This window comes from Rhizobium sp. B21/90, from assembly GCF_019355815.1.
In the GTDB taxonomy this organism is placed as follows: domain Bacteria; phylum Pseudomonadota; class Alphaproteobacteria; order Rhizobiales; family Rhizobiaceae; genus Rhizobium; species Rhizobium rhododendri.
On sequence record NZ_CP072163.1, the window covers coordinates 43457 to 58683 of the forward strand.

A 15227-nucleotide genomic window follows, 5' to 3' on the forward strand; every position below is an offset into this window, starting at 1 on the left:
GGTGACTGATAGTTATGGCCTCACCACCCACCGGTGCTACGCACTGGAGGCTCGCTAGCGATACAAAGCTTTGCAGCCCTAAGCTAAGCTAGGAAACGTTTGCAAAATCGAACAACGAGCTCAGACTAAACGCTTCTTCCTTCGCTGACCCAGGCCCATTTCCGTTGCTAGTTGCGAGCGGGCCCGGGAGTATGCCGGAGCGACCATGGGGTAGTCGGCAGGCAACGCCCATTTTACACGATATGCTTCTGGAGAAAGTGCGTGGTTCGTAATGATGTGTCGTTTGAGAGACTTGAAAGCTTCACCACATTCCAGGCACGTAATCCGGTCATCTTGCAACGACTTCCTCACGGAGATTGCGGGCTTTCGCTTTTCGGCGACGGGAAGAACGGCGCTTCCAGACTTTGTTTTAAGTGCAGATTTGATCGAGATGATCAGATTGGCGATATCGTTGACGGGGACGACATGGTTGCTCAGATAGGCTGCCGTAATCGCCGCCGCTAACTGAACCAACTTATCGGCGTCTTCAATACGATTTTCGTTGCTCATTCAATCTCCGTGCACTTAAGGGAGCGTTCACTATCGGGGACGGCGTCCGCTGAAACCGGGCTTTCTCATGATCTATTCGAAGTGCCGCGGGTGACATTGAGTAGCCCTGGAGCAGCCGTTTTCCGGGACCAAGATCGAATCGCCGATGGCGCTTTTGACAAAAAGGTTTTGGCAGTTACGTCACCGGCACTCAGCTGTTTTGTCTGGCGCTGGTTAACCAACCGTAAATTTCCACAGGTGGCCGCATCGAAATAATCGCCGCCGGACCTGTCTCGGCATGCGACTTGCTTGTTTATCGCTGTCTTAATGGCGGAGCTCGTATCTGGCATGCTGCGACACACATCAAATCAGTTTCCAACCGTCAGGCTCGTCCTGAAGGGTCATAAAAAATACAAAAGCATCAGAACGGTGCATGAGGCAGCCGAAATGTTGTTGGGAGAATGGCCAACTGACGACGGCGACTGTTACTTTGAGGCGATCATGACTTGCCATGACGCGCTTTACAAAGCGACGCCGCCAGCGCTTGTTCGCGCAGCTTTGATCCGTGCCGCTGACGAGGAAAATATTGGGCATATTTCTTTAGTCAGTGCAGCCATATAACGTCTCGCCATGCGTAACGAAAGTATCCTGAATAGACAGAGGGAAACGAAGACTGCCTGGTTGCAGGTCCGGTTGCGCAAATTGACGGTCGGCCTCTTCATCGTTCGTCTGATAGAGCTTAGATTGGGCACCGTCGAATTTGCCGACCAGGCGTATCCGTTCCCTTGGCGCACGACAGCTGCAAGTGCCACGGTTGGATATGCAGATCGTCTTCCAAGTCCTGGTGCACTGCCTGTCTTCCGGTGCGCGCCCCTGAAAACCGGCTGAAACGCAAGCTGCGAAACATCCAACCAGCACTAGCGGTGGTATTGATCCGAGGTCAATAAGCGGCGCTTCGAGACAGGGGCATCGGGCCTTACCAGCGCGTCGGCCTGACCGAAGATCATCTCGATCGCTATTCGCACGAATTCTCCGGCGGTCAGCGGCAGCGCTTTTTTGTTGCCCAGGCCCAGGAAGTGTCGCCATGGCGGATAATCGGCGATAGAGCCGCATCGGCGCTGGATGTGTCATTCCAAGCACAGGTCGTCAATCCGAGGATCGAGTTGTAGGACGAACTCGGGTTTTACTACCTTTTCATTTCGCGCGATATGGCGGTGGTCGAGCGGTTCAGCCAACGACTTGCTGTCATGAACGTAAGGTCGATGGGTGCGATTGGATCCTGTTCTCAATCTTCGGCAACCCGCAGCACGATTATACTCATCTCTTCTATCGGCCGCACCAAATTTCGAGACATGGCAACGGTACAAACAGTGAATCGGAGTTGGCGGGCTTAGTCACCCCTGCTAGCCGTGGAATATTAAGTCCCTTCATCCAGTCACCGAATGATTACATGAGAGCACCAAATCTCGTCAGTTGACTTAATTGAACATCGGCATTTCTATCAGGATATTCAGTGGCTTGGGGATGGTTTCTGGCGACTTTGTCGAACAGGTTTTCCTTGGAAGAGGCCTTGGAAAACGAGGCGCGGCCGTCTCGGATCCAAGCGAGCGCGGTCAGACGGGCGTTGCGATCGTCATAACCGTTGTTTTCGGTCGCGATCGGCTGGTTGTGGATAGCCTCACGTGCTCGATTGCAAGTTTCGGTAAGACGCCTGGTACGTCTTTGTAACAACGGTAAAAATGCGACTTGCCACTCAATGGAATTTTAGGAAGGTCTTGGGAACAATGATCCAACGTTATGGAATTTAACAATCCCTATACCGGCCCCGGCGCCATCAAGGGGTTACTACAGCACCGAACGCATAACCTTTGGGATATTCTGGCAACGCGTCTCGTCAAACAGACCTGTTCCTACGGGCAGGCTACTTATGGCACCCTGGACGCACCGGATTTCCTTCAGCAACATGCCGGTTGACAGCATCCCCACGAAATCATCGTCACCGCAATGTTACGGCTTATTGCCGACCATATCATCTCCGATCATCGCTGGTGTGAAAGCCTGAAGCGATCCGAAATAATCCAGATGGTTTGTCACGCGAACCAATGGTCTAGCCCAGTTGATGACGATGGATTTGCTGCTAATGCCAAGTGTCAGCGTCTCGCTGACGGTGTTGAGCTTTCCGGACGTGCCCCGAAAATTTACCGCCCGCCACTCATGGGCTCACGCTGCTTCTGCATGTAGCCAAGCACCGCGGCGATTGGCAAGGTGAGACACTGCCGATAAACTGGTCGGGACGACATAACCTCCGACAAGCCAATTTACCAGAGCCTCCTGGAACGCGAACATCCAATAGCCACTTGTAACAAGTGCTATCCCAGCGCTCCGGGATGAATGCGGTGTTCTACGCCGCATGAGAGCAACCATTTCTCGCGAGAATGGGCAGGTCAGCTTGGGCGATTCTCAAGAGGTTTCGACTGTTCTTCAGACGGTTCGTCTTCCGCGATCTTGCGCAGCAGGAACAGCAATGCCACCCGTTCGGCCGGATTGAGGCGCGCCATCGTCTTCTCGCTGATCAGGCTCGCCTGTGGATACATGGTCTGCAGGAGCGCCTCGCCCTTGGGCAGGATGCCGATGATAACTTTGCGGCCATCTGCCTCATCCCTTGAAAGTTCGATCAGCCCCCTCGCCTTCAGTCGGTCTACGATGCCGCGGATTGTCGCTTGGTCAACGGAGGTGGCCTTCACAAGCTCAACCTGCGAACGTGGTCCCAGATCGTGCAGTGCGCACAGGGTGACGAATTGCACCGACGTGAGGTCAGGATCAATCGCACCTTCCTGGAAGATCGAAAGGTGCCGTTGGTATGCCTTTCGCAAGAGATGCCCGACCTGCTCTGTCACTTTATAGTCGGCGCGCGATGGCGTGGCATCTTTCAATTGATCGTTGCTTTTCTTTCTCATTTTACCGCCAGGCCTCTGTTTGGCGGCAGGTTTACACGATCCGCCCCGAACCGAACATCCCCGAGCCGGGCCGATTCACCATACGGCCGGCTTGGCCCGCCCTTCACACGACAGAGCGGGCCATTGTTATACTATTTGCGGATATACTGCATTTCCCTCACGGCGATATCGCCATTGAGAACCATAGGCTCGTCGTCGAGAAACAGCGAGCAACCGCGCATCGGGATATCCAGATGGCAGGCTGTGTCGTTTGGACCGCCGAGCTCGTTATTGGGGCCTGTGGAGAACATGACGTTGCCGTAGAACGAACGGGCTTCCATGCCCATGCCACCTGGGAATTCCCCAGGCACCATGCGATGCCACTTGGCGTTCTGGTTGAGGCCCCAGCCGACGTGGCTCATGCCCATCCCACGCGGATCGTCGAAGCCTTGCATGTAGGACTTGACCAGATCGGCATCGAGGCCGCCCCTGATATCGGTAATCCAGCCGTTCTCGATCGTATAGGTGATGGGGTCGCGCACGTAAATGTTCTGCGGCAGCAGGATGTCGCCCGGAGCGACGACGATGGTGCCGTCGACGCCGTCATCGTCGCCACCGGTGAAGACGAACCCGGACGGCCAGTGGTCCCAGCGGCCGGGCTCGTCGGTGCATGCATATTCGGTGATGGCGGGATAGGTGTTGAGCTTGTAAGTGACATCGGTGCCGTGCGGCGAGGTAATGCGCATGACCTTCGCCTTGGAAAGCAGCTCGCCCGCAAATTCGACGCGCTCGCGCAACTCCTTTGTCGGCAGCATGCGGGCCAGAACCTCGGGCGGCTCCACCGCCGTGAGGATGCGGGTTCCGGCCGCCTGAATTGCCATCTGCTCGGGACTGAAGAGCAGGAAGATGCAGTCGATTAGCATGTCGGCAGCCTTGAGCGCCTCCACTGCGTCCGGCATCGAGGCAAGACCTGTCTGGCCGACTGCCCATGCACCCGCTGGTGGCACCGGCGGCAAGCGCATGTGATACATCTTGGCGCCGAGGCGCATGCCAGCGCCCATGAAGGCATCGGCATAATCGAGGCGTTCGTTGCCCTGTGTCAGGACGATGAGTTTTTCGCCCTCCTTGACACCTGACATCTTTAACTGATGCAGGCAGATTTCCGTGAAGCTGAATTGATCCATGCTCGTTCCCCTTGTTGGTTGAAGGCTCAGGTTATGCGGACGGTTAAGAACAGCCGGGTTTGACCTTGGCGATTTCCGCTATCGCCTCCTCCCTCGAAACGACGTCGCCATATTTGTTGTCGATGTCGAAGAGGTTGGCATTGTGCGGATCCTGGTGGCGGTCGCCGACGCAATTGCGCACGACAATGGCCCGGAACCCGTGTTGCACCGCATCTACGGCGCTCGCGCGGATGCATCCGCTCGTCGAGCAGCCGGCCATGATGACGGTATCGATGCCCTGGGCGTGCAGGTGGGAGGCAAGGCTGGTGCCGAAGAAGGCGCTGGCATATTGCTTGACGATAACGAGCTCACCCGCTGCCGGCTCGACGCCCTCGCAGAATTCGGCAAGCACATTGCCTTCGACCATTGCCTTCATGACCGGCGACTTCTTGACCCACATGCCGCCATCGGCACAATTTTCGGCAAGGTAGAGGATGCGCGTGTGGATGACGGGAATGCCGGCGGCGCGGGCAGAGGCGATGAGCTCGGGCGTCTGCGCCACGGCATCGACCACGCCGGGCGCATAGAGCGGCGCTCCTTCGATCGTGTAGGCCTTCAGGAAATCGATGACGAGGAGCGCCGGTCGCTGGCCGAAGCCGATGCGGTTACCCCAGACACCCTGATAGTTGGCTTCGGCAGTTTCCATCGTCGTCCTCCTAGTAGGCGCCGGACAGTAGCGCGCCGCCACCCGGCACGACAGCTTCCAGACCCAGTGATTTCAGCATGCAATAGGTCGTGGAAACGGCGGCTGTCAGCACCGGCTTGCCGGTCATGGCTTCCACTTTGGCAATCACGGGCAGCGATGGCATCTGGACGCAGGCGGACAGAACGATGACGTCGACATCCGTGAGATCGAGCGTCTGGACGATGGCTGGAAGATTTTCCGGGTCGTGACGCGCGACATCGAGATTGTCGGGGATCTCCAGCGCACGCCAGTCCATGACTTCGAAGCCTTCTTCCCGGATGTAGTCCACCACGAGCTCGGTGAGCGGCTTCATGTAGGGCGCGACGACGGCGATCTTTTTCGCCTTCATCACCTTCAGGCCCTCGATCAGGGCGCCGGCACTAGTAACGACGGGAATGTCGGTGCCGTTCTCCTGCGTGCGGCCGGTCAGGCGCCTTTCCGACTGGCGGTGATAGCCGAGGCCCATCGCCATGATGGCAACGAGGCAGGCATAGCCGAGCACATCGACGCGAGCATCCGATAGTTCGACGGCGCAGCGATCGGATTCCGCATCCATGGCCGCCAGTTCTTCCTTGACGACTTTCTTCATCCGCATGCGGCTGGAGTGGAATGTGAACCGCTCGGGCCGGATCGATTGGCGCGCGGTCAGCATGGCCGGAATTTCTGTTTCCATCGTGGTATTGGAACTCGGTACGATCTGGCCGATACGGTAATATTTCTGCACGGATGAAGTCCTCTGCGGCATGGAAGGCGAAAGACGGACAAGTGGTGAAGCTGGTGGCTCCACCATCGCATTTAACGGGAGAGAAAGTCGCCGAGGGCGACGAAGAAGCCGTCGAAATCATCCCACGGGATCATGTGACCTGCATCAGGCACCCGGGTGATCTCGATGGCGCCGTTCAGGCCGGATATCTCCTGCTCGTCCACGGTTTCGATCACGCCGCCGCGTCCCGCCACCATCAGCATGGTGTGCTGCTTGAGCTTGCCGAAGTCGCCGAATATCTCGTCCTTGTGGAAGTCTTCGAATGCGGTGACGATGGCAGGCAGATAGCAAGTGTGCAGCCATTCGGCGCGCAGCTGCCGCTGCTCGAGCGTCCATGTTGGGCAGAATGCCTTCATGCCCTCTGCATCGATGCCCTTTTCGGCAAGCGTGATGGAATCGACATACCAGGCAAGCTTGCTCGGATAGGGCCGGCGGCCGGGACCGGAAACCGGGGGATCGACAAGCACCAGGCGGGAGAAGGCCCCCGGCACCGACGCGGCGGCGCGCATGGCGATACGGGCGCCCATGGAGTGGCCGACAACCGACGGCCTATCGAGGCCGAGGGCTTGCGAAAGCCCGACGACGTCCTCAGCCATCGCGTCCAGGCCGTATTCCAGGTCCGGGCCGGTGGAGGAGAGGCCGCGGCCGCGAACGTCGATGACATAGACATCGTTCGTTTCGGCGAGGCGCTCGGCGACGAAACCCCAGGTGATGGCCGGGCTAGTGATGCCCGGGATCAGGATGACGACGGGGCCCTTGCCGCCGTAGCGGAGATAATGCTGGCGGATGCCGTTGGCATAGACGTTCGCGCCGTAGAGGGGGCCGTTGCTCATGCTGCTTTCTCGCTTTTCAACGGTTCTGCGTAAAGATCATAGCCGTAAACCCATGACGGATCTTCCTGGTTGAGCAGGAAAGTATTGGCATTGGACACGGTCTGCACGCGCGTCGCGCGGTCGCGGCGGTTGGCTTCGTAGAGCGCGAAGGCGGTGCCGAAGTTGTTGATGCCGGTCTCCAGCAGACAGCGCGTTAGCATGGCGGCATCCTCGATCGCCATTGCCGCGCCCTGGGCCATGTGCGGCTTCATCGGATGGCAGGCATCGCCAAGAAGCACCAGGCGGCCGGTGCTCCACAACGGCAGCGGATTGCGGTTGAAGAGCGGCCACTTAGTCACCTCATCCGTGCTTTCGATCAGCGCCTGGATGATCGGGTGGTAACCCTCGAACTCGGAGAACATCTCCTCGCGGCTGCTTGGTACGAATGCGGATTCGAATTCCCAGGCGGCATGCGGCACACCGGTGACATAGTAATATTCATCGCGCCGGGCCGTCGTGTAATAGACCATCATGTGGCGATCTGGTCCCCACCACTTGACGCAGTCTTCGAAGGTGAGGTCGTATTTCTTGAGCTTGTCGGAAGAAATCAGCGCGCGGTGCCCGACCCAGCCGCTGTAGTTCGGCTTCTCCGCGCCCAGCAGCGTTTCACGAACACGAGAGTTGATGCCGTCAGCGCCGATGACGATGTCGGCCCTGACCGATGTGCCGTCTTCGAACTCGATCAGGACGTCCGTGCCGTTGTCGTCGATGTGTGTCAGCTTCTTGCCGAAATGCAGGGTTCCCGGTCGCAGCACATCGCACTGGATTGCCTGGAGATCGCCGCGGTGGACGGTGCAATAGGTCGCGCCATATCCCTCAAGCGGAATGCGGGAGCGATAATCGCCGCTGATGCCGTTGCGGCTGAACCAGTGGCTGGGCGTGCTGCTGATACTGACGACCTTTTCCGCAACGCCGAGGCGTTCGAAAATCTTGATGACATTCGGCCCCATGTGGATGCCGGCGCCGAGGCGCGAGAAGCTTGGGGCCTGCTCGTAGACATTAACGTCGAAGCCCGCCTGCTGGAGCAACGCTCCTGCCACGGCGCCGCCGAGACCGGCCCCGATAATCGCGATCTTTTCCTTACCGTTGGACATGGCCGACCCTTCTAGCTGTCATGTTGACGCATAATCTTGCAATTCGAGACGTGACGAAATTTTTAGCGCATACGCTATAAATAGCAAGTCTGGCTTTTGCATTTTGCAAAAAATCCGGCTAGCTTTTCCCAAAAATATGGCTATCGTCATGCTTGCCGGCACGTGCATACGCACGGAGAAACGGTCATATAAAGTGCATACGCTTTATAAATGAGCAAGGAACAGCAAATGCGTGACGTGATTTTCGATCACGTCATTATGTTTTGCGGACCTCGATGCGAGGTCTGCAGCATAATGGTGTGCATGAGTGCCGGCGGACCGTTTTCGGCCTGCGCCCGTGCTTTGGAGTCCGGCTCTTGAAGGAGGTCGGCTCATTCAGCCTGAACGTCAACGGCGCCGTCATCGCCGTCGAAGCGGGTGGCGCAACGCCACTTCTCTATATTCTCCGAAACGATCTCTGCCTCAACGGCCCCAAATATGGTTGCGGGCTCGGTGAGTGCGGCGCCTGCGCGGTGCTGGTGGATGGCAGGCCCGTTCGCTCATGCACCGTGCCGCTGAAGGCGTTGGGCAACAGGCAGGTGACGACGCTGGAGGGCCTGGCAAAGTCTGGCTGTCTGCATGTCGTACAGCGCGCCTTCATCGAGGAGGCCGCCGCACAGTGCGGATACTGCCTGAACGGCATGATCATTGCCATCGTCGGGCTGCTGGAAGCCAACCCCGAGCCTGACGAAACCGATATTCGTGAAGCTCTTCGGCATCATCTCTGCCGCTGTGGCACCCATATGGAAATACTCGCTGCGGCACGCCGCGCCGTCGCCTACGCCAAAGCTGATCGCGCAGTCGGCGCATCGGCAGAGGCACGAAACGAGGTTTCGCCATGAACACCCAACGCGAAGCGCCGAAATCCTCCTATTTCTTGAACTCCGACATTCTTCTTGTCGTTTCGGACAAACTCCAGGGCGACGAGGCCGAGCTCTACATCGCCATCGACCGGGACGGTCGCGTCAAAGCTTTCAACGGCCATGTCGATCTCGGAACGGGTATCCGCACATCGCTGGCGCAGATCGTCGCGGAGGAACTAGACGTACCCTTCGAGCATGTGGATATGGTGCTGGGAGCGACTTCTGCGGCGCCTAACCAAGGTGCCACGATTGCGAGCGAGACGATCCAGATCACGGCGGTGCCCCTGAGGCAGGCCGCCGCGACCGCGCGACACCATCTGATGGCGAAGGCTTCGGCCCTGAAGGACACGGCGGTCGAACATCTCATCCTGCATGACGGCATCATACGCGCCGACGGCGGAGAGAACTGGAGCCTCACCTTTGCAGAGCTCGTGGCCGGCGAGCATGTGCGACTGTCGATCGATGCGACAGCGGCGCTGAAGCTTGCATCGACCTACCGGATCGTCGGCGTCTCGCTGCCACGGGTGGACATACCGGCAAAAGCAACCGGTGAGTGGACCTACGTGCACGACGTGCGCGTGCCCGGCATGCTGCATGGCCGCGTCATCCGGCCGCTCTATGCCGGTTTCGATCACGGCGAGCACGTCGGCAACAGTCTGATCTCCATAGATGAAGGCTCGATCGCCCACATCGACGGAGTCGTCGGCGTCGTGGCCATCGGTGATTTCGTCGGCGTCGTCGCAACGCGCGAAGAAATCGCCATGGAGGCTGCAAAGACGCTTGTTGTTGTGTGGCGCGCTCCGCCGGAACGGCCGGATCTGAATGCGCCGGAGATGGCGCTACGCGCCAACACCTCAACCCCGCGCAAGCTGATCGATCGGGGCAACGTCGATATGGCGCTGGACGGCAGTGCCGAGCCGATGAACCGCACCTATGTCTGGCCCTACCAGCTGCACGGCTCGATCGGTCCGTCATGCGCAGTGGCGGATTATGGCGATAACGGACTGACCGTCTGGTCCGGCACGCAAAATCCCTTTCCGATGCGCCGTGATCTGGCGCTGCTCCTGGATATGCCGGAAGATCGGATACTGGTGGAACGTCTGGAGGCGGCCGGCTGCTATGGCCGCAACTGCGCCGACGATGTCACCGCCGATGCAGCACTTCTGTCCCGGGCAGTCCGGGCGCCCGTACGCGTCCAGCTGACACGCGAACAGGAGCATGCATGGGAACCGAAGGGGGCAGCGCAGGTGATGGACGTGCGCGGCGGTCTCGATCTGGAAGGCGGTCCATCCGCCTATGATTTCGAAACGCGCTATCCGTCCAATCTCGCGCCAACCCTGTCGCTGATCCTGACAGGCAAGGTGCCACCGGTATCGGATGTGGTCCAGATGGGCGACCGCACGGCGATCCCGCCCTATGCCTACGGCAATCTACGGGTCACCGTGCACGACATGCCGCCGATCGCGCGCGCCTCGTGGTTTCGCGGCGTCTCGGCCATGCCGAATACCTTCGCGCATGAATGCTATATCGACGAGCTTGCGGCCGCGGCCGGAGTCGACCCCATCGAATACCGTCTGCGCTACCTGCACGATACCCGCGCGGTCGACCTGGTTCATGCGCTTGCGGAACGGGCCAATTGGGTACCTCACACCAAATGGGGCACGCTCGGTGGCGAAGGGGACCTGCTCTACGGGCGCGGTTTTGCCTATGCCGTCTATATCCACGGTCCCTTCCCCGGCAAGGCGGCTGCCTGGGCTGCCTGGGTGGCCGACGTTGCGGTCAACACCAAGACCGGCGAGATCGCGGTGACGAAGGTAACGTGCGCGCAGGATTCCGGGATGATGATCAATCCCGACGGCGTCAAGCACCAGATCCATGGCAACGTCATCCAGTCGACCAGCCGCGTGCTGAAGGAGCGCGTCGAATTCTCCTCCACCGCCGTTACCTCGAAGGAGTGGGGTGGTTATCCGCTGATCACTTTCCCGGAATTGCCCGATATCGACGTGCTGATGGTGCCGCGTCAGGACGAGCCGCCGCTGGGTGTCGGCGAATCCGCCTCTGTCCCCAGTGCCTCGGCCATTGCCAACGCGGTCTACGATGCGACTGGCATCCGTTTCCGCGAACTGCCGCTGACACCGGAGCTGGTGCTGTCGGCACTAAGGGGCGATGCGTCCGCAGCGCCGACCACGACGTCTGCGCCCAAGAAGCGATGGTGGAACTTCGGTCTGTCTGCGGCTGGTGCCGTGGCGGCGATCGCCGGCCTGGCGACGATGGCGTCGCCCTGGCGCCCGGCCATCGCCACCATCGAGAGACCCGATACGAACGTCTACAGCGCCGCCACCATCGAGCGAGGTAGGCTGGCCGCGGCAGTCGGCGCCTGCAATGTCTGCCATGTGGGCAGTGACGGAACGCCCTTTGCCGGCGGGCGGCGGTTCGATACTGCCTTCGGGACTGTCTACGCGACCAATATCACCCCGGACGTGACCAACGGTATCGGGGGCTGGTCCTATCCGGCCTTCGAGCGTGCCATGCGCGAGGGCATCAGCCGCGATGGCCATCACCTCTACCCGGCCCATCCCTATACATCGTTTGCCGGTGCGGAAGATGCGGACCTACAGGCGCTCTATGCATACTTGATGACGCAAACAGCAGTCTCCAAAAAGGCGCCAGAGACGAGGCTCAAATTCCCTTATGGCATCCGGATGATGATGGCCGGATGGAATGCGCTCTTCCTGAAATCGTCGGCGATGACTTACGACAAGACGCGTGATGCCACCTGGAACCGGGGGGCCTATCTCGTGGAGACGCTCGGCCACTGCTCCGCCTGCCACAGTGAACGCAATGCGCTGGGTGCCGAAAAGACGGGAAGCGCCCACCTGTCCGGCGGCTTTGTCGATGGTTGGGAGGCCCCTGCCCTCAATGCGATGGCCAAGGGGCCCGTCGGCTGGACGGAAGACGCCTTCTATGACTACCTGCGCCGCGGCCATTCGCGTGACCATGGCAGTGCCGCCGGTCCGATGGCCCATGTGGTGGAGGTCATGCAGCCGCTCCCAGATTCGGATATCCGCGCGATGGCAAACTATCTTGCCAGCCTCAACGGGGACGGCGATCCCGCCAGGGCCGCGGCTCAAAGCCAGACCGCCATTGCTGCCAGCGACAGCGCTACGCGCGACGCAGCGTTGGTTTCGCCGAAGGGCGAGCGGATCTTCAACGGCGCCTGTGCTACCTGCCATGCCGGCAACACAGTCCTGTCATCTCTGGCGCTTAACAGCAACCTGCATGCCGATACGCCCAACAATGTCATCCAAGCAATTCTCGGCGGCGTCGAAGCGCCGGCTATCCTTGCCGCGACGACAGGGCGCGAGGCACTCGAAGTCATGTCGATGCCGTCCTTCCGCAACACGCTCGACGAGACCCAGTTGAAAGATCTCACCGACTATCTGCGGGCACGTTTTGCACCGGACAAGCCGGCATGGAACGACGCTTCGGCCGCTATCCAACGCGTTCCTGCCGCCGCACACTGAGGAAGAGGTATTGCCGGAAACAGTATCCATTGCGAATATCGATAGTCGGACGATCTTCCAGAGTCCGACAAATGCGTTTCGCCCATCCGCCTACTGGTTCTGGCACAGTATTCCGGACAAGGCGACCTGCCGGACGCAACTTGTCGATTTCCAGGCAAAGGGTATCGGCACCATCCTGATCCAGGCACGGCTTGCCCTGCCGCTTGAAGCCTATCTGTCATCCGATTATCTGGTCGCCTACCGGGATGCAGCCGATGTCGCGTCTGAACTCGAGCTGAAACTCGGCATGTACGACGAGTATAACTGGATCAGCGGTCACGCCGGTGGCCGCACGGTGGAAGGGCGGGACGATCTGCGGGAACGCCACCTGTTCTGGTCGTCAGCCCTGCATAGCGAAGGGGGGATCAGCGCCATCCGTCCATCCTTCACGCAGACGATGGGTGCCGATATCATTGCCTGGCAATACGAAGGTGGGTGCATCGAGTGGCGCAAATGGACGATCGAGGCGGCGCTGCTGCATCCTTCCGCTACGATCGACAGCCTGGACGAGATAGTCGATGTGACTTCGCGCGTCCGCATCACCGACTCCGATCCCATAGCCTGCCATTATGCATATGATGGCGAGATCGCATCAGGCTCCATGCTGACGGTTTTCGTCAGCGCACGCTCCGCGACCTCCAGGATCATCAACTACCTGCTGCCCGAGGCTGCCGAGCGCTTCATCGATGTCGGCCTCGAGCCCCTCGTCGCGGCACTGGGCGAACACGTGCCGCGCACGGTGCAATCCGTATTCTACGATCAGCCCGCCCCCGGTTTCTACCGCTGGGACGAGATGGTCGGCAATCTCGGCAACAGCCTGCTGTATGCGCGTGGCCTTCGGGACCACGTTGAAGCAAATGCTATGGCACCCTTCGCGCATGCCCTGCTTGCGGTCGTCCGTGACGTCGGACCCCGGACGCTGCCGCTACGTGCACGGTTTCACGCCGCCTATTCCGCCCTGATGAATGAAGCCTTCTTCGGCACGCTCCGGAAATGGGCGGAGGAAACGCGTATCGTCCTGACCGGGCATGAAGTGCTGGCCCATGTCGGTTCCTGGGCGCCCAATGGCGGCTTCACGAGCATCGATCCGCGCGTCGCGCCTGCCGTCGACTTCTTCGGCATCGATGCCTTCCGCCATCAGACGGCGGTGGATGCAAACAACCTCGAACCGCAGCTTTCCGCCAAGCTGGGCGATTCCGTCGCCCGCTCGAACGGGCGCAGCCGCTGCGTCGTCGAGACCTATTTCAGTGCCGGACGCACTGAGGTCAGAGCTGCTGGCCAGTGGGAGGTGACGCTTGAGGCTGCACGCGCTGGGGCCATCCGCCTCGCCTGCCTCGGCGCCCGGCAGTTCCTCTGGCACGGCGTCTACCTGACGGACGGTCGCGACAATGACCCGACGCCCTTCACCAATCCGCGTTTCGACTTCGCCCCCGGCATCAACTTCGAGCCGTGGTGGAGCTATCACGATCTCTTTGCACTGGAGATCGCGCGCGTCTCCGCTTTCATCGAGCCGGCCACGCCGCGGACACCGGTCGCGATCCTCTATCCCCTGTTTACAGCCTTTGCCGAAGGGCCCCGGCACAGCCATGCCGCCCATATTGGAGCCTGGTGCGAGCATTTGCTGGCCCAAGGCTGCGACTTCATGTTCGTAAGCGAGCGTGATGTCGCCGATGCAACATTTGAACACGGGTGCCTGCTCGCATCCGGTCTTGCTTTCGACGCGGTTGTCTTGCCGTCCACCACCGTGGTGCAATCGGCAGCGACGATCGAGAGGCTCGATGCATTCCGGAATGCCGGCGGCCAAGTGTGGTCGTCCGGCGAAAGGCTGTCAGGGGTCTGCGCCGGGCAGCAGGCGGTGGGTCCCATCGAGGCAAGCAGGCATCTGGAGGCCATGCCGGATGCGGAGGCAATGTCCGCGCTGCTCTCGACCATCGCTTCATCAGGCCCACAGATACAGGGTGGCAAACCAAGGCACTGGGTCGGCTACGATCGGGAAGGCTGGTGGCGGATGGTTGTCTTCAACGATGGCACGCAAGAGATGCGTTTTGAGATCGCGCTTGGTGAGGGCTTCGCCTACCAAACATGGGATCCGGAACAAGGCGCTGCGGAGACGTTCGCTGGCGTCCGGCGCCTGGCTGTCCTTCTTGAGCCGCACGAGGTCCGTTGCATCCGCCTTTGCGCAGCTTCGCAGGCGGTTGCCGGATCTGGCCGGCTATCGAGCCAGCCGCCGCTTGACCGAAGCCGGACAGTCGCCTTGGCAGCCGGATGGACGTTCTCGGCCGGGCAAGGCCAGGATTTCATATCCATATCCGTCGAAAGCGGCTGGGAGGTGCAAGGCTTTGAGGCCTTCAGCGGAACCGGCATCTATCGCCTCTCCTTCAGCGTGGACGACGAAGGCGACTGGATACTGGAACTGTTGGCGGTGCATACGGTCGTAACCGCTTATCTCGACGGAGCCCAAGTGGGACGGCGCGGATGGCGGCCCTATCGCTTTTCGCTTAGTCGCCTTGCCGCCGGCAGGCATCAACTCGAGCTTCATGTCGCCAATACGGCGGCAAACCGCTACTACCACAACACACCCTATCTCGGCAGCACCCTGGACAAGAGCGGGTTAAGCGCCCCGCCTCGCCTCGTGCCGCTGCGAAACCGACCGGAATGAGA

At 60.0% G+C, this 15227-nt stretch carries 11 protein-coding genes; 4 read left to right on the forward strand and 7 right to left on the reverse strand.

Going from position 1 to position 15227, the window contains the following annotated elements; all coding sequences use genetic code 11:
• Positions 1-120 precede the first annotated feature (120 nt).
• Positions 121-549, reverse strand: a complete 429-nt coding sequence (locus J5278_RS18490) for a MucR family transcriptional regulator (protein ID WP_209185963.1) — start codon at positions 547-549, stop codon at positions 121-123.
• Between the two features lie 327 nt (positions 550-876).
• On the opposite strand from J5278_RS18490, the gene J5278_RS18495 reads away from it, so the two are divergent.
• On the forward strand, positions 877-1149 hold the full coding sequence (locus J5278_RS18495; protein ID WP_142831862.1) for a DUF982 domain-containing protein: 273 nt from the start codon (positions 877-879) through the stop codon (positions 1147-1149).
• 1823 nt (positions 1150-2972) lie between these two features.
• Here the strand turns inward: J5278_RS18495 and J5278_RS18500 are convergent.
• The 6 genes from J5278_RS18500 to J5278_RS18525 all read right to left on the reverse strand — a co-directional run bounded on the left by J5278_RS18500 (position 2973) and on the right by J5278_RS18525 (position 8101).
• Positions 2973-3485 carry a MarR family winged helix-turn-helix transcriptional regulator gene (locus J5278_RS18500; RefSeq protein WP_142831806.1) on the reverse strand — a complete coding sequence of 171 codons (513 nt, stop codon included), beginning with the start codon at positions 3483-3485 and terminating at the stop codon, positions 2973-2975.
• A gap of 131 nt (positions 3486-3616) precedes the next feature.
• On the reverse strand, positions 3617-4648 hold the full coding sequence (locus J5278_RS18505) for a leucyl aminopeptidase (RefSeq protein ID WP_142831805.1): 1032 nt from the start codon (positions 4646-4648) through the stop codon (positions 3617-3619).
• Positions 4649-4691: 43 nt separating this feature from the next.
• Complete coding sequence (locus J5278_RS18510; protein ID WP_142831804.1) at positions 4692-5333, reverse strand: N-carbamoylsarcosine amidohydrolase; 642 nt, start codon at positions 5331-5333, stop codon at positions 4692-4694.
• A gap of 10 nt (positions 5334-5343) precedes the next feature.
• On the reverse strand, positions 5344-6096 hold the full coding sequence (locus J5278_RS18515; protein WP_142831803.1) for an Asp/Glu racemase: 753 nt from the start codon (positions 6094-6096) through the stop codon (positions 5344-5346).
• A gap of 71 nt (positions 6097-6167) precedes the next feature.
• Positions 6168-6968, reverse strand: a complete 801-nt coding sequence (locus tag J5278_RS18520) for an alpha/beta fold hydrolase (RefSeq protein WP_209185962.1) — start codon at positions 6966-6968, stop codon at positions 6168-6170.
• Positions 6965-8101, reverse strand: coding sequence for an FAD-dependent monooxygenase (locus J5278_RS18525; protein WP_142831801.1), 1137 nt, complete (start codon positions 8099-8101; stop codon positions 6965-6967). Before J5278_RS18525 ends, J5278_RS18520 begins: the two co-directional genes overlap by 4 nt.
• A 356-nt stretch (positions 8102-8457) precedes the next feature.
• Between J5278_RS18525 and J5278_RS18530 the strand changes: the two genes are divergently transcribed.
• Genes J5278_RS18530 through J5278_RS18540 form a run of 3 tightly spaced genes read left to right on the forward strand, consistent with a single transcriptional unit; the run spans position 8458 to position 15225 of the window.
• Entirely contained in the window at positions 8458-8982 is a 525-nt protein-coding gene (locus J5278_RS18530; protein WP_209185961.1) for a (2Fe-2S)-binding protein, read from the forward strand.
• Positions 8979-12527 carry a molybdopterin cofactor-binding domain-containing protein gene (locus tag J5278_RS18535; RefSeq protein ID WP_209185960.1) on the forward strand — a complete coding sequence of 1183 codons (3549 nt, stop codon included), beginning with the start codon at positions 8979-8981 and terminating at the stop codon, positions 12525-12527. Before J5278_RS18530 ends, J5278_RS18535 begins: the two co-directional genes overlap by 4 nt.
• 10 nt (positions 12528-12537) lie before the next feature.
• Complete coding sequence (locus J5278_RS18540) at positions 12538-15225, forward strand: carbohydrate-binding protein (protein WP_209185959.1); 2688 nt, start codon at positions 12538-12540, stop codon at positions 15223-15225.
• Positions 15226-15227: the final 2 nt, after the last annotated feature.

Bases quoted from the DNA above. Each gene is read 5' to 3' on its own strand.
- J5278_RS18490 (WP_209185963.1), bottom strand. From the start codon at position 549: ATGAGCAACGAAAATCGTATTGAAGACGCCGATAAGTTGGTTCAGTTA.
- J5278_RS18495 (WP_142831862.1), top strand. From the start codon at position 877: ATGCTGCGACACACATCAAATCAGTTTCCAACCGTCAGGCTCGTCCTG.
- J5278_RS18500 (WP_142831806.1), bottom strand. From the start codon at position 3,485: ATGAGAAAGAAAAGCAACGATCAATTGAAAGATGCCACGCCATCGCGC.
- J5278_RS18505 (WP_142831805.1), bottom strand. From the start codon at position 4,648: ATGGATCAATTCAGCTTCACGGAAATCTGCCTGCATCAGTTAAAGATG.
- J5278_RS18510 (WP_142831804.1), bottom strand. From the start codon at position 5,333: ATGGAAACTGCCGAAGCCAACTATCAGGGTGTCTGGGGTAACCGCATC.
- J5278_RS18520 (WP_209185962.1), bottom strand. From the start codon at position 6,968: ATGAGCAACGGCCCCCTCTACGGCGCGAACGTCTATGCCAACGGCATC.
- J5278_RS18525 (WP_142831801.1), bottom strand. From the start codon at position 8,101: ATGTCCAACGGTAAGGAAAAGATCGCGATTATCGGGGCCGGTCTCGGC.
- J5278_RS18535 (WP_209185960.1), top strand. From the start codon at position 8,979: ATGAACACCCAACGCGAAGCGCCGAAATCCTCCTATTTCTTGAACTCC.